This is a genomic window from Pedobacter sp. 01N310, assembly GCF_056399805.1.
Window position 1 is genome coordinate 186,015 of record NZ_JBFTSB010000002.1, and the last position, 24,260, is coordinate 210,274.

General features: G+C 38.4%; 23 protein-coding genes. 9 read left to right on the top strand and 14 right to left on the bottom strand.

What is annotated here, in order from left to right; all coding sequences use genetic code 11:
- Position 1: 1 nt before the first annotated feature.
- Together AC1DNH_RS06375 and AC1DNH_RS06380 are read left to right on the top strand one after the other, a co-directional pair.
- Positions 2 to 1,675 (top strand): sensor histidine kinase, encoded by a 1,674-nt coding sequence (locus AC1DNH_RS06375; protein WP_477609172.1) that lies wholly within the window; start codon positions 2 to 4, stop codon positions 1,673 to 1,675.
- 92 nt (positions 1,676 to 1,767) lie between these two features.
- Entirely contained in the window at positions 1,768 to 2,457 is a 690-nt protein-coding gene (locus tag AC1DNH_RS06380; protein ID WP_029274172.1) for a response regulator transcription factor, read from the top strand.
- 114 nt (positions 2,458 to 2,571) lie between these two features.
- On the opposite strand, the gene AC1DNH_RS06385 is transcribed toward AC1DNH_RS06380, so the two are convergent.
- The 5 genes from AC1DNH_RS06385 to AC1DNH_RS06405 all read right to left on the bottom strand — a co-directional run bounded on the left by AC1DNH_RS06385 (position 2,572) and on the right by AC1DNH_RS06405 (position 8,602).
- Entirely contained in the window at positions 2,572 to 3,822 is a 1,251-nt protein-coding gene (locus tag AC1DNH_RS06385) for a metallophosphoesterase (RefSeq protein ID WP_477578185.1), read from the bottom strand.
- A 59-nt stretch (positions 3,823 to 3,881) separates the two neighbouring features.
- Positions 3,882 to 4,607 (bottom strand): AAA family ATPase, encoded by a 726-nt coding sequence (locus tag AC1DNH_RS06390; protein ID WP_477578183.1) that lies wholly within the window; start codon positions 4,605 to 4,607, stop codon positions 3,882 to 3,884.
- 5 nt (positions 4,608 to 4,612) lie between these two features.
- The gene (locus AC1DNH_RS06395) at positions 4,613 to 6,100 is read right to left on the bottom strand and encodes a P-loop NTPase family protein (RefSeq protein ID WP_477609752.1); all 1,488 of its coding nucleotides are present in this window, start codon (positions 6,098 to 6,100) and stop codon (positions 4,613 to 4,615) included.
- A 159-nt stretch (positions 6,101 to 6,259) separates the two neighbouring features.
- Positions 6,260 to 7,357 carry a vWA domain-containing protein gene (locus tag AC1DNH_RS06400; protein WP_131030386.1) on the bottom strand — a complete coding sequence of 366 codons (1,098 nt, stop codon included), beginning with the start codon at positions 7,355 to 7,357 and terminating at the stop codon, positions 6,260 to 6,262.
- Between the two features lie 363 nt (positions 7,358 to 7,720).
- Positions 7,721 to 8,602: a carbohydrate kinase family protein gene (locus AC1DNH_RS06405; RefSeq protein WP_477578179.1), complete on the bottom strand. Its 882-nt coding sequence runs from the start codon at positions 8,600 to 8,602 to the stop codon at positions 7,721 to 7,723.
- A 93-nt stretch (positions 8,603 to 8,695) separates the two neighbouring features.
- Here AC1DNH_RS06405 and AC1DNH_RS06410 point away from each other — a divergent pair, with 93 nt between their 5' ends.
- Positions 8,696 to 9,121 carry a YybH family protein gene (locus AC1DNH_RS06410; RefSeq protein WP_477578177.1) on the top strand — a complete coding sequence of 142 codons (426 nt, stop codon included), beginning with the start codon at positions 8,696 to 8,698 and terminating at the stop codon, positions 9,119 to 9,121.
- Positions 9,122 to 9,360: 239 nt separating this feature from the next.
- On the opposite strand, the gene AC1DNH_RS06415 is transcribed toward AC1DNH_RS06410, so the two are convergent.
- From AC1DNH_RS06415 to AC1DNH_RS06445, 7 genes are all read right to left on the bottom strand, one after another.
- Positions 9,361 to 9,975, bottom strand: coding sequence for a sugar O-acetyltransferase (locus AC1DNH_RS06415; protein ID WP_477578176.1), 615 nt, complete (start codon positions 9,973 to 9,975; stop codon positions 9,361 to 9,363).
- A 103-nt stretch (positions 9,976 to 10,078) separates the two neighbouring features.
- Entirely contained in the window at positions 10,079 to 10,957 is an 879-nt protein-coding gene (locus AC1DNH_RS06420) for a cupin-like domain-containing protein (RefSeq protein ID WP_029274179.1), read from the bottom strand.
- A gap of 128 nt (positions 10,958 to 11,085) precedes the next feature.
- Entirely contained in the window at positions 11,086 to 11,871 is a 786-nt protein-coding gene (locus tag AC1DNH_RS06425) for a DUF3050 domain-containing protein (protein WP_477611293.1), read from the bottom strand.
- Between the two features lie 358 nt (positions 11,872 to 12,229).
- Positions 12,230 to 12,781, bottom strand: a complete 552-nt coding sequence (locus AC1DNH_RS06430; protein ID WP_057931760.1) for a fasciclin domain-containing protein — start codon at positions 12,779 to 12,781, stop codon at positions 12,230 to 12,232.
- A gap of 327 nt (positions 12,782 to 13,108) precedes the next feature.
- Complete coding sequence (locus tag AC1DNH_RS06435; RefSeq protein ID WP_477582976.1) at positions 13,109 to 13,891, bottom strand: SDR family oxidoreductase; 783 nt, start codon at positions 13,889 to 13,891, stop codon at positions 13,109 to 13,111.
- A gap of 97 nt (positions 13,892 to 13,988) precedes the next feature.
- Positions 13,989 to 15,122: a radical SAM family heme chaperone HemW gene (gene hemW, locus AC1DNH_RS06440; RefSeq protein WP_477582975.1), complete on the bottom strand. Its 1,134-nt coding sequence runs from the start codon at positions 15,120 to 15,122 to the stop codon at positions 13,989 to 13,991.
- Positions 15,123 to 15,291: 169 nt separating this feature from the next.
- Positions 15,292 to 15,519: a hypothetical protein gene (locus tag AC1DNH_RS06445; protein ID WP_477582973.1), complete on the bottom strand. Its 228-nt coding sequence runs from the start codon at positions 15,517 to 15,519 to the stop codon at positions 15,292 to 15,294.
- Between the two features lie 117 nt (positions 15,520 to 15,636).
- On the opposite strand from AC1DNH_RS06445, the gene AC1DNH_RS06450 reads away from it, so the two are divergent.
- The 6 genes from AC1DNH_RS06450 (at position 15,637) to porN (ending at position 22,291) form a co-directional block, all read left to right on the top strand.
- Positions 15,637 to 16,614: a DUF4271 domain-containing protein gene (locus tag AC1DNH_RS06450; RefSeq protein ID WP_477582971.1), complete on the top strand. Its 978-nt coding sequence runs from the start codon at positions 15,637 to 15,639 to the stop codon at positions 16,612 to 16,614.
- Between the two features lie 14 nt (positions 16,615 to 16,628).
- Positions 16,629 to 17,399 carry a uroporphyrinogen-III synthase gene (locus tag AC1DNH_RS06455; protein WP_029274186.1) on the top strand — a complete coding sequence of 257 codons (771 nt, stop codon included), beginning with the start codon at positions 16,629 to 16,631 and terminating at the stop codon, positions 17,397 to 17,399.
- A gap of 225 nt (positions 17,400 to 17,624) precedes the next feature.
- Positions 17,625 to 18,950 (top strand): T9SS ring complex lipoprotein PorK/GldK, encoded by a 1,326-nt coding sequence (gene porK, locus AC1DNH_RS06460; protein ID WP_477608503.1) that lies wholly within the window; start codon positions 17,625 to 17,627, stop codon positions 18,948 to 18,950.
- A 40-nt stretch (positions 18,951 to 18,990) separates the two neighbouring features.
- Positions 18,991 to 19,794, top strand: a complete 804-nt coding sequence (gene porL / locus AC1DNH_RS06465; protein WP_477583972.1) for a type IX secretion system motor protein PorL/GldL — start codon at positions 18,991 to 18,993, stop codon at positions 19,792 to 19,794.
- Between the two features lie 42 nt (positions 19,795 to 19,836).
- Positions 19,837 to 21,369 carry a type IX secretion system motor protein PorM/GldM gene (gene porM / locus AC1DNH_RS06470; RefSeq protein ID WP_215132251.1) on the top strand — a complete coding sequence of 511 codons (1,533 nt, stop codon included), beginning with the start codon at positions 19,837 to 19,839 and terminating at the stop codon, positions 21,367 to 21,369.
- A 7-nt stretch (positions 21,370 to 21,376) separates the two neighbouring features.
- Positions 21,377 to 22,291: a type IX secretion system ring subunit PorN/GldN gene (gene porN, locus AC1DNH_RS06475; RefSeq protein WP_477608505.1), complete on the top strand. Its 915-nt coding sequence runs from the start codon at positions 21,377 to 21,379 to the stop codon at positions 22,289 to 22,291.
- 160 nt (positions 22,292 to 22,451) lie between these two features.
- On the opposite strand, the gene AC1DNH_RS06480 is transcribed toward porN, so the two are convergent.
- Complete coding sequence (locus AC1DNH_RS06480) at positions 22,452 to 23,819, bottom strand: DNA/RNA non-specific endonuclease (protein ID WP_477608507.1); 1,368 nt, start codon at positions 23,817 to 23,819, stop codon at positions 22,452 to 22,454.
- A 38-nt stretch (positions 23,820 to 23,857) separates the two neighbouring features.
- Entirely contained in the window at positions 23,858 to 24,256 is a 399-nt protein-coding gene (locus tag AC1DNH_RS06485; protein ID WP_477581491.1) for a nuclease A inhibitor family protein, read from the bottom strand.
- Positions 24,257 to 24,260 lie beyond the last annotated feature (4 nt).

Genomic DNA, 24,260 nt, shown 5'->3' on the forward strand with positions numbered 1-24,260 from the left:
TATGGCCTTAGATAAAAAAAGTGGATATCGTAAAAATTTCTCGCTCGGTATAACCTTCATTGTACTCATTTCCATTCTTTTTATTCTATCGCTTTTTTTAGCGTTTAACTACAGCAAGAAATCGATTGAGAACGATTTTGTATCTGAGAAAGTAAACGTGCTAGAGCAGAGTATTAAGCCTTATAACGATTTCTTTCAGAATAAAATGCCCGAGATTTCGTATTATAGTGGCTTTTTAGATTCTTCTACAGCAGCAAAGTTTGTAGATACCGTGATGTTAAAATATCCTTTTATCTCGAAGGTTACTTTTTACGATACAGAGGTAAAGAATGTTCCCGTAAAAGATGGGATCAACGCAAACCACTTAGGTATTGGCCCTAAATCTATTTTTCAGTTTGGCAAAGGTGTTAAACCCGATTCGGTAAAATTATATTCAGAAGATGATACCAGATCTTTTAATGTGGGGAGCGATTTTAATGCAATAGCCATAAAACTTGCCACTTTTGTTGAGGATCTGGATACAGCATCGGTACCTACACAAGAGGAATTGTTTACTAATTTTTCTATCGTTAACTCGAATGAAAATAAAATCACCTATTTAAATATTCCGCGTCGGGAAGATTTAAGGGCCTATAAAGATATGATCAGACGGAAGTTAAATCCAGCGCCTGTTTATCAACAGGATGTACTGGTTTTTAATCTCGATGCACATAAAATAAAGATCATCAATACCAGGCCATTGTTGTACCAAACGATCAGGATTGAGCCGTTGACTTACGATCCGATTGATACTTCTGACGAAAATATTAATACCGAAATTGCTCTGCCGGGCGCATTTTCTGATTTTAAACTCTACCTTATTTCATCAAGATCTTACATCAAGAAAGAAATTTTTATTTACTTCATGCCGATCGCCCTGGTGCTTTTATTGGTATACGGCGTACTTTTATTGGTTGCTTTTTTGATTTACCGTAACCTGAATATCAATAGCAAAATGTTTAAGCTGCAGTACGATTTTGTGAATAACCTTACGCATGAGTTTAAAACGCCCGTCAGCGTGATTAAGATTGCGGGAAACAATATTAAAAGTGCTACTACATTAAGCCAGAGGGAACAGCAACTTTATGGCAAGATACTGGATGAAGAAGCCGACAAGCTGAATGGCTTAATGAACAAATTACTGGCCTTTACGCAGATTGAAAATAAGGCGATTAAGCTGAATCAGGAAGAAGTTAATATTGTAGATTTTATTGAAAGTACCATCGAATCGCATACATTAAAACATCCCGATTTTAATATTACCTACGAGGTGGTGGGCTTTAAAACCTTTATTACCGATCCGGTATTATTGGGGAGTTTATTCGATAATCTGGCAGAGAATGCCTACAAATATTCGAAACCAGAACAGAAAAAATTACACATTAGTGCAAAGTTGATTAAAGGGGTGCTGGTTTTTCGGTTTGCCGATAAGGGAATAGGTATCGCAGCATCAGAATTAAACAATATATTTAAGAAGTTTTTCAGGATACAGAATGAATATAACCAAATGGGCAGTGTAGGCCTGGGTTTGGCATTCTGCAAAGAACTGGTTAACTTTATGGAGGGAGAAATCTCTGTAAAAAGTAAAGTAGGAAGTGGTACTGAATTTAAGATTGTGCTGCCTTATAATAGTTAAATTTTAGGAGTTGGAAGGTTGTAAAGTTGAGTTTAACCCTTTAAACATTACAGCGTTTCAACATTACAACCGCATATAAAACACACATACAAATGTCAAAAGAAGTAAAAATATTAATTGTAGAAGATGATGAAAATCTTCGCTTTCTTGTGGCCCACCGTTTAAAGGCTGAAGGTTATACTGTGCTTGAAGCAAATGATGGCGAAGCTGGTGAAAGAATGATTGTTGCCGATCAGCCTGATATTGTTTTATTGGATTGGATGATGCCGGGTAAACAGGGTGCCGAAGTTTGTGAGAATGTGCGCAAGCAAGGATTCGAAAACCTGATCATTATGATGACTGCTAAAGCGCAGGATGTTGATAAAATTGACGCCTATAACTTTGGTGCATCTGATTATATTACCAAACCATTTAATATGGATGTTTTGGTTGCGATGTTGGAGAGTAAGGTGAAATTTATTGTGAATAAAGATACGGCCGAAATTCACCGTTTTGGTAATATGGAACATCATCCAAACATCCACACGTTGTTTAGGGATGGAAAGAAGATCGAGTTAACGATATTGGAAAACCGTATCCTCCTTTATTTCTTGCGCAACCCAGGTAAAGTTATCAACCGTGATGAATTGATGTTGGTGGTGTGGGGCTACAACTCTGATGTGAATACAAGAACGCTTGATATGCATATTGTGCGTTTACGTAAGAAGATAGAATTGAACCCTGATAATCCGCAGTTATTACAAACTGTTAGGGGGGTAGGTTATCGCTTTAACGCGGGATAAATATAATTCTTGAATGAGAGAATGATTGAATTAGCGAATGTTTTAGGCCTGATGCCGATATTCTCTCATTCAATCATTCAAAACTCACTCATTCAAAACTCACTCATGTTTAGTCTAAGCCCTCTTCAAAGTAAATATTGTAATCTCAGGTAAAATACCAACCCTGCCCGGATAACCTAAAAAGCCATAGCCCACATTAACATAAAGCTGTTGTTTTTGCTCCTGGTACAAACCCGCCCATTCTTTGTAAATGTATTGCACCGGGCTCCATTGAACCTCTTTGAAACGAACGCCAAACTGCATTCCGTGGGTGTGTCCGCTAAACATCGCATCTATTTGTGGATATTTCTTTAAAACCTCTCCACGCCAGTGCGAAGGATCGTGACTAAGCAAAAGTTTAACCGGTAAATCGTCTGTATGCTGAACTGCAAGCTCCATTTTTCCATATTTAGGGAAGCGGCCCATTCCCCAGTTTTCAATACCTAAAATCCCGATTTCTTCTCCATCTACTTTTAATCTCCGGTTTTCGTTCATTAGTAAATCGTATCCCATTACTTTATGCACATCAACCATATCTTTCAGGTTTTTTACCTTGGCAGGAGAAGATTCTTTGCCAAAAAAATAATCACCATAATCGTGGTTTCCCAATGTTGAATATACACCTAGAGGTGCTTTTACTTTCGAAAATATATCCTGATAATCTCTTACCTCGTTGGTAAGGTTATTCACTAAATCGCCGGTGAAAAAAACGAAATCGGGTTTCTCGCCCAATAGCATTTCTACACCGCCCTTTACGGCTGTTTTATTGTAAAAGCTTCCAGAGTGGATATCCGAAATCTGCCCCATGGTAATGCCGTCGAAAGCTTTGGGTAGGTTAGGGAGGATTAAATTTACCCGTCGTACCTGATAATCGTATGCGCCAGAAATAATGCCCCAGCTTAATGAAGTTAAGGGTACTGCTGCTGCCACCAATCCGGCCTTAACCAAAAACTCAGAGCGTGAAATGGGTTCTGCTGTTGTATTTTGTGCTGTAGAAACTTCACTTTTTTTGTTCCTCCTGAAAAATTTAATGAATAACCTTCGTAAATCATCCAAGATCAAAAATGGAAGCATAGCCAGTTTACAGGCAACGGTTAAAAAGAAGGCAACCAAAATAATAGCTCTTAACGTAAGGAAAAGGTTGAGGTAAATGCCGCAGAAAACGCCGAAAATTAAGAGTAGGCTATAACTCCAATAGGCAATAGCGAATACTTTTTTAGTGGTCGGTTTCCATTTTTTAAAAACAGCGATTATGGCTTTGTAACAATAAATATCAAAAGCAATGATGAATATGCAGGCGGCAATGATGAAAGGTAGTCTTCCCATACGATCGGGTTATTCGGGTTAAATTAAAAAATAAGACAGGTTCTTTTGACCCGTCTAAATTAAGTATTTGAAGTAAATATATTATTTAATATTCGTTGAGGATGATCTAAAAAGGCTTTGTAAACCCTGTAAACTTCCGATTCCTCATATTTAACCTTAGCTATTTTATTTCCCGACATTTCGTATATCCAGGCATTGGGGTAGGATAATAAGATCGGAGAGTGTGTGGCTATAATGAATTGGGCATTTTTGTTTACCAGATTATTAATTTTGGATAACATGGCTATTTGTTTAGTAGCAGAAAGCGCCGATTCGGGCTCATCGAGGATATAAACACCATTGCCCCAAAATCGGTTCGTAAATAGTGACCAAAACGATTCCCCGTGCGATTGTTCGTGTAAGGAAATATGCCCATATGATTCTATCGCTTGCAATTTATCAACCTCACTAGCAACATTATAAAAACTTTCTCCCCTTAAAAAGAAACCATCCTTAATTTGTTTAAAACTTTTAGTTATCGCTAAATAACTATGCAAAACTGAATGTGTTTCTGAAGTTCTAAAGTTGAAGTTTTTACTGCCACCCTCTGCATTGAAACCAAGATAAACTGCAATAGCTTCAATCAGGGTCGATTTTCCAACCCCGTTTTCGCCAGTAAAAAATGTAACATTAGGATGGAAGTCTAACTTTTCAAAAGATTTTAAGCATGGAATATTAAACGGATACCCATTAGGAAGGTTCTCTTGTTTTAACCTTAGCGATAAAAGATATCCGTTAAACTCCATTGATTTTATCTGAAATCGTCTTCGTCCTCTTCTTCGTCAAATTCGGCGTTAAATAAACTGCCAAACATATCAGAGAAACCGAAGCCGCCATTTAAATAATTTTTGCTTAATTGCGAATATTCAGCTAAACCATGCAATACGAACTCCATTAACAATAAAGTTTGATTTTCGCTTAATTTAGGATGAAACTTCTTTACCAGATCGTATAAACTTGGGACCAGCATCAGCGCTTTTTTATACTGTGCATTGGTTAAAGCATCGGTAACATCTACATTGTTGCCTTCCGTAAACCATTCAGTTACTTCGGTATAAGGATTGGCCGTTTTACTTTTCTTTGCTTTTTCAGGATCAGGGAAGTAACGCGCAAACAACGTTTTAACCGCTTTACCGATTAAGGTTGTAGCTACATGCGCTGGCCCTTCCAGTTCGCCTTCGTAAACCAGTTCTATTTTACCGGTTATTGCCGGGATAATTCCTGCAAGGTCAGATAAACGTACAAAAGTATTTTTCTCGTCTGCAATCAGCATTCTTCTTTCAGCCGTGCTGATTAAATTTTCATAAGCCGAAATGGTTAATCTGGCTGAAACACCCGATTTCTGATCGATATATTCACTTTTACGTGCCTCAAAAGCAATCTGCTCGATTAAATCCTTTACCAAACCATCGGCCTCAATATTGGCTTTTTGATCGGTGGTTAATTTTGCCTCTTGAAAAGTAATTTTGCGCGAAATTTCGATGGTTTTAGGATAGTGCGTCAAAATCTGACTTTCAATCCTATCTTTCAAAGGTGTAACAATGCTTCCACGGTTGGTGTAATCTTCAGGGTTTGCGGTAAATACAAACTGAATATCCAGGGGTAAACGGAGTTTAAAACCACGGATCTGGATATCTTTCTCCTGCAGCATGTTAAATAATGCCACCTGGATACGGGCCTGTAAATCCGGAAGCTCATTAATCACGAAAATGCTGCGGTGTGCACGCGGAATTAATCCAAAGTGGATTACACGCTCATCATTATAGGTTAATTTCAATGTTGCGGCTTTAATGGGGTCAACATCGCCAATTAAATCGGCAACAGTAACGTCGGGCGTGGCCAGTTTTTCGGTATACCTTTCGCTACGGTGCAACCAGGCAATTCCGGTATCATCTCCTTTTATGGCAATTTCGTTTTTAGCATACCAAGAAATCGGGTTCAACGGATCATCAAAAATTTCACTCCCGGCCACGTATGGTACATATTCATCCAATAGGTTTACCATTAAACGGGCAATCCGTGTTTTAGCCTGCCCACGCAAACCTAAAAGTAAAATATTGTGGCGCGATAAAATGGCCGTTTGCAATTCAGGAATCACCGTTTCATCATAGCCGATAATGCCCTCAAAATCGGTTTTTTTATCGCGGAGAACTTTAATCAGATTTTCCCTAAGCTCTTCCTTTACAGATCTCGATTTATATCCTGTGGTTTTTAATTCGCCTAATGTGGTGTTTTGCATCTTTTAAAATGGGTTTAAGGTTTAAGGTTTAGGGTTTAAGGTTGCAGCACGCAACATCAATCGCTAAATCTTCCCTTGTTTAAATGTTTCTAAGACTCGTTAAATAGGTCTTTTCGGCTTTAGGTTTTACCTTAAACCTTCCACCTTTTGCCCTCTACCTTATTTAACCGTCTTACGTCTGTTTTTAATGTAATCTTCAAAAATGTATTCGCCCAAGCCATTTAATGAGCTATAAAAAGCCCTGCCGCCATTAATTTCTGTAAACTGGCGCACAAACTGTTGCAGGTAAGGGTCTTTGGCAATCATAAATGTAGTAATCGGGATCTTCAGGCGCTTACATTGGGCAGCCATGTTTAAGGTTTTATTAATTACCTTCCTATCCAAACCCATACTGTTTTTATAGTATTTGCCATTTTCTTTTAAGCAGGTTGGTTTTCCGTCGGTAATCATGAAAATCTGCTTATTATGCGTTTTCCTGCGACGGAGTAAATCAGCAGCCAATTCTAATCCCGCATAAGTATTGGTATGGTAAGGACCAACCTGTAAATAAGGTAGGTCTTTCACGCTAATTGGCCAGGCGTCATTTCCGAAAACCACAATGTCTAAAGTATCTTTAGGGTATTTCGTTTTAATCAGCTCGGCCAAAGCCATCGCAACTTTTTTTGCAGGGGTAATCCGGTCTTCGCCATATAAGATCATCGAGTGCGAAATATCGATCATCAATACGGTAGATGTTAAGGTTTTAAAATCCTTTTCCTCTACTTCCAGATCGCGATCGGTTAAGGTGAAATCACCAATCCCATGGTTAATCTGCGCATTGTGGATAGAAGCCGTCATATCAATCTGATCCAAACTATCCCCAAAGCTGTATTCGCGTCTATCGGCATTTTTTTCTTCACCAACTCCTGATTGGTTACTGTTGTGATTTCCCCGTCCTGACTTTTTTAGTTTCCCGAAAATTTCATCAAGGGCCGATTTGCGGATAGTCTGTTCGGTTTTGGCTGTAATTTTAAATTCCCCAGATTGATTGTCTTCCGTAAGATAACCTTTGTCTTTCAGATCGTCGATAAAATTACCAATGCCGTAATCGTTATTGGTTAGTTTATATTGTTTGTCGAGCTCGTTCAGCCAGCTTAAAGCCTCTGCTGCATCTCCAGCTGTATAATTCAGCAGTTCGCTAAATAATTTCAGCAACTCATCAAACCCACCCTTTGGCGTATCGCCCGGCTTATAATCAGAAAAACGAAAACCTCTCATGTGCTTGTATTAACGATTTATCGAAGATAAAAGTTTCGCTTTGTATTAATTTAAGCGCGGTGTCATATTTGGAACAAAGCAGAAAGGTAAAAGACCAAAGCAGATTGAACTGCAAATTGCCAATTTAAAACTGTCAAACTGATCTGGGCGTTTCCCAATCCCGTGAAAAACGGGAAAGGGGCGGGCTTTTCAGGGCTGCGCTTCGCTTCGGTACCGATAAAGACCTGTGAAACAAGCAAGCATACCGTAATTAAATAAAAACAGATGCTTAATCGGTACTGAACCCTTACAATCCCTAACGCAAAACCCACCGTTTTAGGGTAGACCTCGCAGGTTTTTAAAACCTGCGAGGTCTACGAAGGCTTACCCCAAGGCCATATGATAAATCTTTTTATTGTACTCTGGATTTGCGCCAGGCTGAGAGGCTACAAATGCCCCAACTTTGCAGGCGTTATCTAATGTGGTCTCCATAGGGTAACCTTGTAGGTAACAGGCAATAAATGTGGCTAAAAAGGCATCACCGGCACCAACTGTATCGGCCACTTGTACTTTGTAACCAGCATGTTTAAACAACTTGCCATCTTTTAACACACAGGCGCCTTTATCACCAAGTGTGAGACAGATGATTTCAATGTTAAACTGACTGGAAAGTTGCTTTAAAAGTTGCTCATCGGTATTGCCAGTTAAAGCAAACGCTTCTTTCACCCATAAAATTTCATCTTCATTTATTTTTAGGATATCCGCTTTTGCCAAAAGCGTTCCAATTAATTCTTTTGTATAAAAAGGAGCACGGAGGTTTATGTCAAAGATTTTAGTCTTTGCATTTTCTAAGAGCGTAAGGATAGTTTTTTTAGATTCTTCCGCTCTACAGGTTAAGCTGCAATATACCAATGCATCTGCCTGTTTTACGGCGGCTATGTTTTTATCGTTGATTTTGATGTCATCCCATGCTACAGGTTGTTTAATCGTATAAGTGGCCTGATGGTTTTCATCCAACCGCACAACAACCGTACTGGTTGGTAACTCGGTGTTTACCTGAATCAAATCAGTTGCAAAATGACTGCTGGCTAGAAAATCAAATAGCTCTTTTCCATTTTCATCATCACCAATTGCGCTAATAAAACTGCTATCTATACTTTGTTTATGCAAATTAAGCGCAACGTTCATGCTCGAGCCGCCAGCTTTTTTACCCTCTGGGAAAACATCCCAGAGTATTTCGCCAATTGTGATTACTTTATTTTGCATAGGAGATTTATAGATATGTAAATAAAGAATTTTTACGCATGGAACAAAATAATTTGTTTCTTATCTTTAATTTTTACCTCAACTTAAATAACCATGAAAAGAATACTTGTAATTGCATTGTTTTTAACTTCTTTTAGCGCTTTTGCTCAAAATGCAAATGATAAACAAGCCATACTTAATTTACTCGAAAAGCAACGCACGGATTGGAACAAAGGCGATGTTGAAGCCTTTATGCAGGGTTATGAAAAATCGGATAGTTTACTTTTTGTAGGTAAAAACGGGCCAACTTATGGCTGGCAGAAAACATTGGATAATTATAAGAAGGGCTATCCGGATAAATCGGCAATGGGTTTTTTGGTGTTTGGAATTAAAAAGGTCGATTTTTTAAAGCCTGATCTGGCTTTTATATTGGGCAGTTGGAATGTTAAACGCGAAAAAGATGAACTTAAAGGATATTTTACCTTGTTAATTAAAAAAATTAAGGGCGAATGGAAAGTAGTTGCTGATCATAGCAGCTAAGGATGGAAGGTTTTGATCAAATCGTCATTCTCAACTTGATTGGGAATCGTAATGCAATAAGCTTATAGAATTGTCATCCTGAGCTTGTCGAAGGACCTGCCATAGCCCGTATAAGGCGTTTCGACAAGCTCAACGTGACAAACCTAATGAAACTAGGTTTATAATACAGCCTCTAGAATAAATTTAATGGCGATGAAATCGCCACTTTCATGCATCCCGATTGCAAATCGGGACAATTATTACTCCCCCAGCTTAAAATCCTTATAATAATAATCCTTATCTGCATCTGTTAACTGGCGGATTACCCTACATGGATTTCCTGCGGCAAAAACATTATCAGGAATATCCCTGGTTACAATACTACCTGATCCGATGACCACATTAGATCCGATTTTTACCCCTGGATTAATCACTACATTTCCACCGATCCAAACACTGTTGCCAATGGTCACTTCCTGTGCCCATTCATATTCCTGATCGCGTAAATGTGCATGAATAGGATGGCCTGCGGTATAAATAGCCACATTTGGTGCAATAAAAACGCTATTGCCAATGCGTACCTTGGCGCAATCTAAAATAACAAGGTTAAAATTTGCGTAAAAATTATCGCCAATTTCGATGTTGTAGCCATAATCGCATCTAAATGGAGGTTCCACATAAAACATCCGCTCTGTTTTCCCGAATAACCTTTTTAATAACTCTTTTCGTTGTTTGATAAATTTTGGCGCTAGGTTATTAAACTCGAAAACAATTTCACGCGCTTTTAATCTTTCTTTTGATAGTTCTTCGCCGCCAGCCAGATAGGCTTTGCCAGCCAGCATTTTTTCTTTTTCGCTAAGGATATTGTTTTCCATCTTAGGTGTCTGATTTTTAATTTCAGGTGTTTAAGCGCAATAATAACAAAAACGGGGCTATCGTAACCGATGCCCCGTTGTATTTTACTTTTTCAATACTTTTCTATGGTCTGCCTTTGGCTAAAGCCCTTTCGGCAATTTTAACTGCTTTTTTCTCTCTCCAGTGGGCGTATTTTTCTTTAAAAGTCATTTTGATTAAACTGTCTATCGCACCGTGGGTAAATAAGCTCCAAACGCTGGCTACTTTGCGCGTAATTGATTGATCCCAGGCTCTTAAACTTAAAGAGAACGATCCATCCAGGTATTTCATCCAGTGCCACATTCCGGTTGGCATAAATAAAGTATCGCCATGCTCCAGGAAAACTTCATAACCTTCTACACCATTCAGTGCCGGGAATTTTTCGAAATCGGGGTTGGCCACATCATAATCTTCTAAAGCATAAGTTGCATTTGGCAGGCAATACAGTCTGTCTTTCCATTTGTTGTCGAAAAGAACAATGTGCTTTCTACCACCGAAGTGTGTATGGAAAATATGCGGTAAATCGATATCATAATGTAAAAAGGTTACCGAGTTAGAACCGCCAAAAAACATAGCAGGCATACTTTCGATAAAACCACCCATTAAATCTTTTGGGATTTTTACATCATTGATTAAACTTGGTACTTTTTTAAACAGGTTAAAAAAGAATATACGCAGTTCAGTTGGCTCACGTTTGATCAGGTCAAGGTAATCGCCAAATTTCATATGCGCCGTAGCTGCATTGATCGGTTTAGATGGATCGGCTTTAGAGTTATCGTAAAGTGGAACTTCGAGTTCGCCACCAATTTCCTTTAAATATTCAGTCGTCCATTTTTCTCTGGCAGGCCAGTCTTTGGTTAGGCCCCTGATTACTAACGGACGTTTAGTTTTCAGATAATTTTTCTTAAAATCTTCGGGAGTGATGCTCTCAACGATATCAACAGGTTTTAAAATGAAACTCATGCGCTTAAAATCGGTTATTTGTGCCGAACAACAAATGTGTAAATTTTATTTTACAAAATTGATGTTAACAGGTAAATGTGACTAAAATCACGTAATCTAAAATTAGTAAATACTTAACAATTTAATAATTACGCCTCAACTTTATTTTTAACAATTTCGGTATATGCAGCGTCCCACAGGTCGATCCTTTTCTGCAAGGCTAGTATTGTAGTCTCTTCTGCTTCGGCCCAAAAGGCTTCATTTTTTTCACAGAGCTTCTCCATCATAGAGAGTGCCAAATGGCTATGGTGATCGCCATCTACTTCGATATGGCGCTCCAGGTAATATTTAAAGACCGAAACTTTATCAGCCTGGGTACTGTTCAGGTCATTTACCATGCTAAAAAACATGTTTGGAATTAAATCCTCGCGGCCAAAGGTAAAACTTGCGGCCTGTAAATGTGTTTTTCCACTGTTTATGGTTTCGAAAGTCGCATTTACAAAATCCTTTGCCGCTGCAGGAACACTCGCTTTCGTGAAAGCCTCATTAAAACTTTTCCCGCTTTTTAGTTCCTGTAAAAAGATATTGATGGGTTTGGTGTTGGCACCGCATTGATCCATAGCATCTAAATATAACTCGAAGTGGCTTTTAATCGCTCCATTGGCATCCACATCCGATTCTTCACCGGCCACAATTTCATTGATCAATTGCCGGGTAACAGGATCGCCTACGGGGAACCATGGCAAAGTAGTACAGGTTAAATTAATTTGTAGGGCTTTAAGCAACGACATAAAATCCCAAACGGCGAAAATGTGGTGTTCCATAAAAATCCGGAGATCTTCTATTTCACTAATGGCCGAATAAACTTTGTGGTTAATGATTTCTTGCCTAAGCGGCTCTATTCTTTCCTGGATTTTTATAATGTTAGGATGCATGTATTTAATGAGTGAGTGTTTGAATGAGAGAATGTTTGTATGTGGGAGGTAATTCTCTCATTCTATAATTATCTATTTTGGTAAATTCTTTTCTAGCGCTCTGCTCGCTCTTTTAACTGCAAGTTCTTCATTCCACTGCATGTATTTTTCGCGGTAGTTTGCTTTCATAAAGTCGTCAAATTTACGCTGTAAAGTTAAGTGTAAAACAAAGTTGTAAGAATAGTAACCTTTGTAAAAACTAAAACTTTATAAACAGCTGACAATTAAATAAAAAACGTCCTTACTGTTAAGTAAGAACGTTAATATGAAAATCACACAGGAGGTGATGTAAGTTTTTAATAAGGATATCTTTTAAATATTATTTCGGCATTAAAACAGTATCGATTACATGGATCACGCCATTTTTTTGGTAAACATCTGCAATGGTTACAGTGCTCATTCCGCCTTTTTCATCTTTTAGCACTAATTTTTTACCTTCCATCCAGGCCCAAAGTTTACCACCTTGTACTGTGGTAAGTTCAGCTTTGCCGCCACCAGCTTTAATTGCTTTTGCAATTGCTTTGCTATCCATTTTACCGGCAACAACATGATAAGTTAAAATAGTAGTAAGCGTTGCTTTATTTTCTGGTTTAACCAGATTGTCAACAGTTCCGGCAGGAAGTTTATCAAATGCAGCATTTGTTGGTGCAAAAACAGTGAAAGGGCCAGCACTTTTTAAAGTTTCAACCAAACCTGCGGCTTTTACTGCTGCAACCAGTGTAGTGTGGTCTTTTGAATTTACAGCATTATCTACAATATCCTTAGTCGAATACATGGCTGCGCCACCAACCATTGGATTTTTTTGAGCGTAAACTTGAGTAGTGAATGCCATGGTAATTACGGCAAATGCGGTTAAGATTAAATTTTTCATTATTTCTAATTTTTAAGTTTCTGTTATTTGATTCCATTTACGATAGCTTACAGATACTTGGTTTTTAGAAATAAAAAATAATTTTTAATGTGTTGATTGTTAATGATTTAAATTTTTATTTTTTTTAATTTGTAAAGGTGCGGTGGTGGTTCTTCGGGTGGGCTAGCCCCGTTTTTCGCTAAATCTTTTGGCTGTTCTTCGACTCCGCTCAGAATGAGCGCCAAAAGGATATCGCTTCAACCAGGTTTAGATCAATTGGGCTCGCCCCTAAATCGCATCCTTTTAAACTTGGTGGATCACGCTTAACGCCAACCTCAAAACGCAGTGCTAGTTCACTTTCGCCGTTCTTACCTTTTTAGAAAAAAGCTTAGGGAAAAAGCGTTTCAATAATACTGCTCTGGTTTCTTTTCCGCCAATATAAACCTCTTCCTTTTTATTTTTAACAGCTTGTACAATTTGTTTTGCACATTCGGCAGGTGTCATGGCATTTTCATGTGCATCGCCCATCTTATTAAGTGGGTTACCATCTCCCGTAAGTGCGTTGTAGGTAACATTTGTTTTGATAAAACCTGGACAGATGATGGTAATATCGATGTTTTTATCGTAAACTTCCGATCGGAGCGAATCGAAATAACCATGCAGCGCATGTTTTGAGGCCGCATAAGTAGAGCGGAATTTCGTGCCGAATTTTCCAACAAGGCTACTAATTACAACTATCTGTCCACCACCGTTAGCGATCATCAAAGGTAAAACTGCTTTGCTCAGTACAACTGTTCCCCAGAAATTGGTGTCCATAATCTGTTGTTCTGTTTGCAGGTTGGTTTCGAGCGCTAAACTCCGCTGACTTACGCCGCCGCTATTGATCAGTAAATCTATTTTTCCAAAAATACGGATGGCATCGGCAGCTTTGTTTTCAAGTGTAGCTGTTTCGCTCAAATCGAATGGTAAAACATGTACATTAAAAGAATTTTGGCAGTTTCCTTTTACACGGAATAGTTCGTCACGATTTCTTCCTGAGATGATCAGTTTATTGCCAGCTTTAAAATATTCATATACCAAGGCCTCTCCAATACCTGATGATGCACCTGTAATCCATACAATTTTTGACATATATTTTAATTAATTATTGAATGACTGAGTTTTGAATGAGTGAATGTTGTTTAACCGGCTAAATCAGTCAGCTCTAATTCAATCCTTCTCAATTCACTCATTCATCTCCTACAATAAACAATTCCGAAGCAATATGATCGGCAAATAATTTTCCGTTTTGACTTAAACAAATTTTATCCCCATCAATGATCAGCCAGTCTTTATCCTCGAAATTTTTTAGGTTGTGTTTTGTTTCCGCTAAAAAATCTTTCCCGAAATCGGTATTTATTTTTTGTAAATCAGTTCCCCACATCGTTCTTAACGAAGTCATGATGTACTCGTTAAATCTGTCGTTTAAACTCAGTTCTTCAACAATTTCAGGAAGCTTGTTATGGCCTAACGTTTCCATATACAACGCGTTATTGGCAGGGTTCATATAGCGGTTTTGGCCATTAAAACCGTGTGCCGATGGGCCAATGCCAATATAATCTATTCCCTTCCAGTAATTGGTGTTATGCACTGCATAATGATCGGGTTTAGCAAAATTCGAAATTTCATAGTGTTCAAAACCTGCATCAACAAGTTTATCCATCAAAATTACAAACTGAGCGGCGCTTTGGTTATCGTTTACGGGAGTTTGTTTTTTATTTTTGATGGCGTGGGCTAAAGCTGTCCGAGGTTCTACCGTTAGCGCGTATCCCGAAATATGCGGAACCTCCAGCTCAATTGCTTTTTGGATATTACTTAACCATTTTTGATCGGTGAGTAAAGGATAGCCATAAATTAAATCGAGGGTTAGGTTTTCAAAACCAGCATCCTGACTTCTTCTGATACAATCTTCCGCTTCTTGGGCCCGGTGCGCGCGGTTCATCCAGGTCAGATCTTCATCATAAAAAGACTGTATGCCCACACTAAAGCGGTTAACGGGCAATTGTTTCAGTTCTTTTAATTTCTGGGCGGTTAAATCATCTGGATTGGTTTCGATGGTAATTTCAGCATTTGCATCAACAGAAAAAGTGTGGTCAATGGCATCGAAAATCTTTTGTAAAGCTGCCTGCGATAAAATAGAGGGTGTTCCGCCGCCAAAATAAATGCTTCCAACCTGTCCGCCAATCCGATCTTTTTTCATTTTGATCTCTTTGCAGATCGCATCAACCATTTCATCAGCATATTTTAAAGAAGTGCTGAAATGAAAATCGCAATAGTGACAGGCCTTTTTACAGAAAGGGATATGAATATAGATACCGGACATTGATGCAAAGATAGCGAAGTTAGGTTTTCTTTATTGTCATAATATTTAGTTAGGTAGTTTGAACGGTCGCATAAATTTTAGAATAACAAGAAAGTAAAGCTATATATTTACTTTTTATTGCTTTTGTAAAGTAATAGCTTTACCTGCGTTACTAGTTAAATGAATGAAACTACTTTCGCATTTCTTTGCTACTGTAGTTTTTTAAGTGTCTTTTCCCATCTTTATCTCCATCCCAAACGTTTGTGACCGCTGAAATTTTATGTGGAAGTTCTTTCTGTTTAATAATCTGGATTTTTGCGATCCTTCTAAAAGTTTTGTTCCATCGCCTTTTATCTAGCTTTTCTGAAGTCGCAGTTGTTATTCCGAATATTGGCGTTTTCTTTTTTGAATTGGACATTGTTTAATGCGTGCTATTTTTGCATTATTGCTAAAGTTATTAATTAATCCATTTATTTTCTTTAGGTAAACCATGATTATTCGACTACTTTTGCATCCTTAAGTTTTGATTTACAGCATGCCGAAATTTATTTTCTTTTTGTTCGCGTTTGTGTGGTCTGCTAATCTTGTAGCAGCACAAGAAATTCCTGTTCAAACAGATAGCGTAGCTGTAAATCAATATCAATATCGAAGATACCGGCCCGATTCGGCAACACTCGCCAGACAGAAATTTTCGACCGATTCGCTTGTTCACCATACCTGGGTGCTTCCTGATAGTTTAGTTAACAAGGGGGCTCTGCTTGATACCATCGAAAAGGAATATCTTTTTCCTAAACTCGATCTACTGGCCTGGCAAAAGAAATACCAGCACTTAAAGAAAAAGGCAAATCCCTATCAATTGGGCACAAAAATCCCAAAAGGCAACGTTGGTTTGCTTGGATTTATTTTTGGCATGCTTATCATCTTTGCCATTCTAAAAAATGCTTTTTCGAAACAATTATCGGCAATCGTTCAATCGTTTTTCAGCAACAGGATTTTGAATAATATTAACAAGGAAGATAACCTGTTTAGTTCGTGGCCATTTTTGTTGCTTTTTGTGCAGTTTGGTTTCGTTTTTGGAATGTTCTTTTTTCTGGTAGCGCAGTGGAATGATATGTATCAGGCAAAAGATGGGTTTAAGTTCTTTTTTAGTATATCGATTACTATAATTGTTTTTTATGCCCTCAAACTGGTTCTTTTACGCTTTTTGGGGTATCTGTTTAATGTACAGAAACCGGTGGGCGAATACATCTCAATTTTGTACCTCAGCTACTTCAATGCATCCCTACTATTTATTCCTTTAGTAGTTGCTTTCGCCTTATCGCCACTTAAATACGGCGGGGTGTATATCGTGTTGGCATTCTTACTGTTAGGCATTATTTTTGCTTTTCAGCTATTGCGGGCAGGTATAACGATACTTTCTAATAATAAGTTTTCTAGAATGCATTTATTTTTGTACTTTTGCGCCCTCGAAATATGTCCTATCCTAATACTAATTAAAACGATAGGACTGTAGCAGGAAAAAGGAAAATGCAAGAAAAGAACGACTCTAGAATCCGCAAAGTAAAAAGTATTTTGGTTACTTTACCAAAACCTGAAACAGAAAAATCTCCTTACTACGATTTGGCCAAAAAACACAACTTAAAAGTTGATTTTAGGTCCTTTATTCATGTTGAAGGTGTGCCCGCAAGAGACTTTAGAAAGGATAAGATTAACCTGGCCGATTTTACGGCAGTAATTTTTACCAGCCGTAATGCAGCAGATCATTTTTTTAGAATTTGTGAAGAAATGCGTTATGAAGTGCCGGCAGAACTGAAGTATTTTTGTCTGTCTGAGACTATTGCATTGTATCTGCAGAAGTATATCCAGTATAGGAAGCGTAAAATCTTTTTTGGTAAACAAACTGCAGCAGATTTAGCAGAGGTGCTAAAGAAGCATGCAAACGAGAAGTTTTTATATCCTTGCTCTGATATGGCTACCGAAGACACGATGAAGTTCTTGGAAAAAAGTGGGTATAATTTTACCCCTGCAGTTTTGTTTAGGACAGTAGTGAGCGATCTATCTGATTTAGCTGAAGTATTCTACGATGTTATTGCATTTTTTAGTCCGTCAAGTATCCAGTCGTTGTTTAAAAATTTCCCCGATTTTAAACAAAATAATACACGGATAGCTGCTTTTGGAACTAACACGAGTAAGGCTTGTACCGATATGGACCTGATAGTGGATATTGCTGCGCCAACCCCGGGTGTTCCGTCTATGACGATGGCTATTGAGAATTACATCAAAATATCTAATAAATAATACGATAAATAATTTATTTTAAGTCAATACAATAAATGCGTAACTTTACTGTTAGTAAGAGAGTTACGCATATTTTTGAACAAAATATAAGGCTGTTGGAGACGTGTTAATCTAACTTTAATTGTCTTTGAGTGATGATTTAACGTAAAATATTTGCTTTTGTTGATAATTTCAGTGATTTTTGATAAAATTGCTCCTAATCGTGCTGTGCACACTATAAAAAATATGAAGAAAATCTACCTTCTAGCTATTGTAGGTATAACTGTAATGCTAGCAAGCTGTGGCCATGTCGGTCAAGGCGAGCTGGTTGGTGCTTATAACCGAAAATTTAAAAACGATAGAATCCCACTAGGAATGGTTTATGTGCCGCCAGGGCATACCCCACTTGGAGGTTCGGATGAAGATATCACCTTTTCTCAGAATGGTCCAAGTAAAATGGTTACCATTAGCGCGTTCTTTATGGACCAGACCGAGATTTCCAATGCGGAATATCGCCAGTTTACCAACTGGGTACGCGATTCAATTGCAATTGTGATGATGGGCAACCCTCAACAATTTATGGTTACGCCAAAGGGAAATGCCGCAAATGCTGTTGGTGGAGAGAAGTACATCGATTGGAGGAAAGTTGGACCAAACGGTGCCAACATTTGGCGTAATAAAGGAAAAGGAGCAGCAGCAGCCCAAGTGAGCCAACTAGATGGGATGTATTACTCAGGTTTAGACGCACTTCCTGGAAAAAAAGAATTAGATGTTCGTAAATTCGAATATTCTTATGCCGAATTAAATATGGAGAAAGCTGCTCTGGGGCATAAAGACCCAAACAGCAAACGCCAGGATTATATCGATCGTTATAACGTTGCTATTTATCCTGATACCATGGTATGGAAAACAGATTATTCTTATTCACAAAACGATCCTATGGTACGTGGTTACTACAACCACCCTTCTTACGATGATTATCCTGTAGTTGGTGTAAGCTGGGAACAGGCAAAAGCATTCTCTCATTGGAGAACAAGATTGTACGATGGAGTTGCCACAGCAAGAAAATTACCTGCAGGATCCAGATCAGATTATAGATTACCAGCCGAAACTGAATTTGAATATGCAGCAAGAGGTGGCAATACCAAAACCAAATACCCGTGGGGCGGTCCTTATATTAGAAATACAAAAGGATGTTTACAGGCTAACTTTAAACCAGGTCGTGGCGATTATTCGAGCGACGGGGGTATTTATACCGTAGGTGTTAGATCGTATTTCCCTAATGATTATGGTTTGTACAACATGGCAGGTAATGTTTCTGAATGGACATTAACTGCGTACAATAAAGGTGCAAGCCCATTATTGCACGATTTGAACCCGAATTTTACTTATGATGCTGGCGCAACGGACAGCAAATACAAAAAGCGTAAAGTAGTAAAAGGTGGTTCCTGGAAAGACACAGGCTATTTTCTACAAAACGCTGTAGCAACATACGAATATCAGGATACACAAAGATCATACATTGGGTTCAGATGCGTTTCATCTTATCCTGGTACCGACTTAAGACATTAAACCAAACAAACTAAAAACTAAAGAAAAACATCAAAATTTTATGGCAGCAAAGAAACAACCAGGCTGGTTACACGTAGCGATTTCATGGGGAGCAAGTATTGTAATTATCGGAGCGTTATTTAAAATTCTACACATTGGTGGAATTGTAGGTAGCTATATGATCGGGCTTGGTCTTGGAATAGAGGCGATTTTATTCTTTTTAACAGGGTTTTTTCCACCAGAGCCAGAACCAGCTTGGGAAAGAGTATATCCTGAATTAAAACCAGATTTTAAAGGAGAATTACCAACTGCATCAGCAAGACCGGTTGCAGCAACAGAATCGAACACGGCGGCCTTAGATAAAATGTTATCAGATGCTAAAATCGGTCCTGAATTGATTGAAAGCTTAGGCTCTGGTTTGCGTACTTTTGGTGATAAAGTAGCAACAATTTCTAATGTTGCAGATGCATCTACCGCAACTAATGAATTTACAGGCAAAATTAAAACAGCTTCAGCTGGTTTCGATAATTTAAGTGCATCTTTTGATAAAGCTACAGCTAATTTGAAAGCGATGGGTGAGAGCAGTGTAGATTCTCAGGCTTATCACGATCAGGTTAACAATTTGGCTAAAAATTTATCAGCTTTAAATGCAGTGTATGAATTAGAATTACAAGATTCGAGCGCGCATCTAAAATCGATGAATAAATTCTATTCAAACTTATCATTAACCATGCAGAACTTTAACGAATCGATGGAAGATTCGAAACAGTTTAAAGAAGAGGTGAATAAGTTGGCTAAAAACCTATCATCGCTTAATGCAATTTATGGCAATATGTTATCGGCTATGAACGGCCCACGTGTATAATTTGTTTAGTTTTTAATTTTTAAAGGAAAAGCTACATCAAACATGGCAGGCGGAAAAGAAACAACAAGGCAGCGGATGATCAATATCATGTATTTGGTATTGTTGGCTATGCTCGCCTTAAACGTATCAGATACCATTTTAGATGCATTCAAAAATATCAACGATAGTTTGGATACTTCTAAAAACAATGTAAATACAAGTATTAATCAGTTATTTTCTGCCTTCGAAAATTCGAAGTTGAAAGAAGAGCCAGCCCGTGCACAGCCAATTTACGATAAGGCAAAACAGGCACAGAAGGCGGCTGATGATTTGAATAATTATATTGAAAGCATTAAAAAAGAATTTACCCAGGCAGGTGATGGAATCGATCCGGAAACTGAAGATTTGGTAAATAGATCAAATCAGGATATTGCACAGAATATCATGATTAATCAAAAGAAAGCAGATGAGTTGAAAAAGAGAATTAACGCCACACGCGAAAAATTAATCTCTTTGTTAGACCCGGCTGATAGAGCGAATGTTTCATTCTCTCTCGAAGCTAAAGATCCTGCAAGAAAAAGGAAAGGAAACTGGCAGGAAACTTACTTTGGTGAGGGAACACCATTAACTGCTGCAATGACAATTTTAACCAAACTGCAAACAGACACTAAAAATGCTGAAGCAGAAGTAGTTAAAAAATTGTTCGGAAATATGGATAAAGCACAGGTTAATTTGGATCAGTTTGCAGCTGTTGCAGTAGCACCTACTTCTTACGTAATCCAAGGTCAGCCGTATACTGCTGAGGTATTTTTAACAGCCAGCGATTCGAGATCAACGCCTGATATTACCGTTAATGGAAGTAAGTTATCTGTTAAAGATGGTAAAGGAACTTATAGCGGTGGTACAAGTAGTGTTGGCCAGTTTACCTGGGTAGGTACCGTTCGTGTTCGCCAAACCGATGGTCAGGTAAAAGAATATAAAACCCAACCACAAACTTATCAGGTAGCGAAACCTTCAGCATCTGTTTCCTCAACCAAACTGAATGTAATTTATGCAGGTATTGCTAATCCATTTACGGTATCGGCGGCAGGTTTTCCATTAGAGAGTGTTCGTGCTTCCATTTCAGGAGGTTCAATGTCTGGTGGTAACGGAAACTATAATGTTAACGTTCCGGGAAGCATGGTTGGTCAAGAAGTATCCATTAATGTATCCGCAAATAACGCTGGTAAAACGGTTAGCTTAGGCTCACAAAAATTCAGGGTTAAAGCTATCCCTGCTCCGGTAGCTAAGGTTGGTGGCCGCGCTGGAGGTGATGTAGCTTCAGTACAGCTAAAAAGCGAAACTGAAATTGAAGCAGATCTGGATGATTTTCCTTTCGATGTTAAGTTTAAAATACAACGTTATAAGTTAACCATTATAAAACCTCGTTCTGATGCTGTTACCATTCCTGGTAGTGGAGGAAGTTTCGCGGGTGCAGTTAAGGGTGCAATAAACTCAATTACGCCTGGTACAAGAGTATTTTTTGAAGATATTGTTTCTGTAGGACCAGATGGTCGTCAAAGAATTTTGCCTTCATTAGCGTTTAGCGTAAAATAAAAAGAAGATGAAAAGGATTTTAAGTATTGCTATTTTAGTGTTGTTAACCACGTTTGCTTTTGCACAAAAAAAGCCAACCAAGTTAGCACCAAAGAAAGCTGCACCAGTAGTTGCTGCACCCCCTGTGGCAGATACGGTGAAAGCCCCTGTTAAAACAGCTAAAAAGAAACTTAAGGTACCACCTAAAGATGGTTTTTATGCCCGTAAGGACATTGACAGTACTGAAATGGTTCCTTTGGCTGATGTGAGGGAAGAGGATGTTTTTTATGCAAAACGGATCTGGAGAGAAATTGACTTACGTGATACGGTTAATTCAGCCTTAAAATCGCCTAAATCTCGATTAATTGATGTACTGATTGCCGCAATTAAGAAAGACGAACTAACAGCGTATTCGCCGATTGATAGTGCGTTGAACGAAGATGATGCTTTTCTTAATCCAATGTCGGCAGATTCTGCTTCCAAATCGGCTTTAGGAACAGCAGAGGTTTCGAACAATAAAACCGGAACGGTTACTACTGTAGTTAATGATTTTAATCCGGAGTTATTCTTGAAATTCAGAATTAAAGAAGACTGGATTTTCGATACCAAACGTTCTGTTTTCGAACCCCGTATTGTAGGTATTGCACCATTAAAATACAATGAGGTTTCTAAACAATGGCAACCGGTATTTTGGGTGTACTATCCAGAGGCCAGAGAGATTTTAACGAAGAAACGTTTAATCAATACCAATAACGATGCTTCAGCATTGAGTTTCGATGATTTCTTTATCCGCCGCTTATTCAGCAGCTATATTGTAAAAGAATCAAATCCTGGTGACAATAAGATCAGAGATATCATTACCGACCCTAGAGAAAGGTTGTACGAATCAGAGAGGATTAAAAAATCAGTTCTTGATTACGAACAAGGTCTTTGGGAATACTAAATATTACGAAAAAGCTCCGATGAAAATCGGAGCTTTTTTGTTTGCACCACATCCACTCATTACGAACAAAAGAGTTGAGAAGAACGGGAAGATAAGTCAATCTTTAATTCTTAAGCTGGCTCAGTTTGATGATGCCAATTTTCTTTGAGGATAAAATATTTTATAGGTTATCTGTTGTTGATTCTATTACACTTTGGATAGCTGCAGGTACATTTGATAAAATATCGTAACCAGTTGCAGATTCTACAGCATTAACTGTTGTACGATATGTTTTCCAATTGGTATTTAAACCATTTGTATTCGGCATATTTACGGTAATTACCCTTGTAGATGAGGTAATACGGCTTAAATCGTTATTGCCGTTGGATAATACCACAATAACTTTCCAGGTATTAGAAGGTACATTAACTTTACCATTGTCGATAGTATAAGTGATGCCGCCATTGCTTCCTGTACCGCCCGATCCATAAGAACCGCAAATAACATATACTTCGTTACCTGCTGTTACCAGCGAGCGGGTGTAGTTTTCAAGATCGGCCCATGGTCCTTGGTTATTATTTGGTGCCTGAGGCATCATGTTGCTCATTAAGAACGTAGAAGAATTTGCGGCTACAGAGGCTGTTCTATCTGCTGAAGGGCAGTTATGGCCACGATCAAAACCTGAACCTGAATAGCTGCTGCTCGATACTTGGTACCATCCAGAAGGCAAAGTATTATCTGCTCTAAAATCGTCTTGGCGAGGAGTTGAACCTAAATCAGATGATCCAATGTGCCAGCTTACCCAATTAGGTGTAGCCCTTGTTTTGCTGTAAGAAAGTGTATAATAAGTGCGTTCCATCAGGTAATTTTCTGGATAAGAAGTACTGGCAACAGCATTGCTTGGGTTACCCATTAAAAGATGACTGTTATCTCCTGGTGTGGTAGGCGGATTGGTTATATCGCCAGTGGAAATACTTAAATCGTCTATGTTGATGCGGGCAGTACCGCCACTGATTTTACGGATCTGAAAACGTACATTCCCAACAATTGCAGTATTGAAGGTTACTGTTGATAATGTTGTGGTACTACTGGTAATGGTACTGCCTGATTGTAACCAGCTTGAGCCACCATTGGTAGAATACCAAAGCTGCCAGGTGCTATTGGCATCGGTACCGTATTTGGCATGGGCAATACTTACCACATCAGCTCCGTTTACGTCGAAATTCATACTCAATATACCGGTATTGCGTATTCGGACTGATTGACTGCCGTTTTTTGCATCTGCAGCAAGGTTTCCAATTAAGGCATCGTTAAGGCTCCAGCTTCCACTGCTTAAGGTTACTGATGCCGTGGCATAACTTCCTTTTGTGCCAGATTCAAAATCTTCAGGAAAACCTGCAGCAATAGCCTGTGTGCTGGCAGTAGCGGTTTTACTGTTTAATTTTTGTTCGAATAAGTTGGTTTCAGGTTGAAATTGGTTTTCCTTTTTACAGGCAGCGAGGCCAAGGCATAGGACGGCCAGTAAGCTTAATTTTTTTAATGCTTTCATGTTTAGTTTGGGATTATTTAATGGATGGGATTGATTGCTTAGGTTTCGACAGCAAATGTTTCAATAACTACACAGTTGCCATCTTGTAAATAGCCGGTAATCAGAACAGGTATTCTACTGGCACCCTCTAATCTGATGACCTGTATGTTGGAAAGGTTTTGCTTTAATGAAGAATAAAACGCTGTTATTTTATGGGCATTTTCTACCATAGATGCATCGGATGCATCTACCTTTGAAACGAGGTGGTTGAAAAATACAGCGTGATCCAGGTGTTTTAAATTGGATGGAGTTGAATGGTATTGAACTGCAATTTTTTGCAATAGTTCTGCAGGAGGGACTTTACCCCAGTCAGCCGCTTTAAAAGGGCTTTCTGATTCGGTAAAATACAATACACCCAATAAAAGCTTGGTAATTGTAACCAGGATGTTGTTACTCATGTAA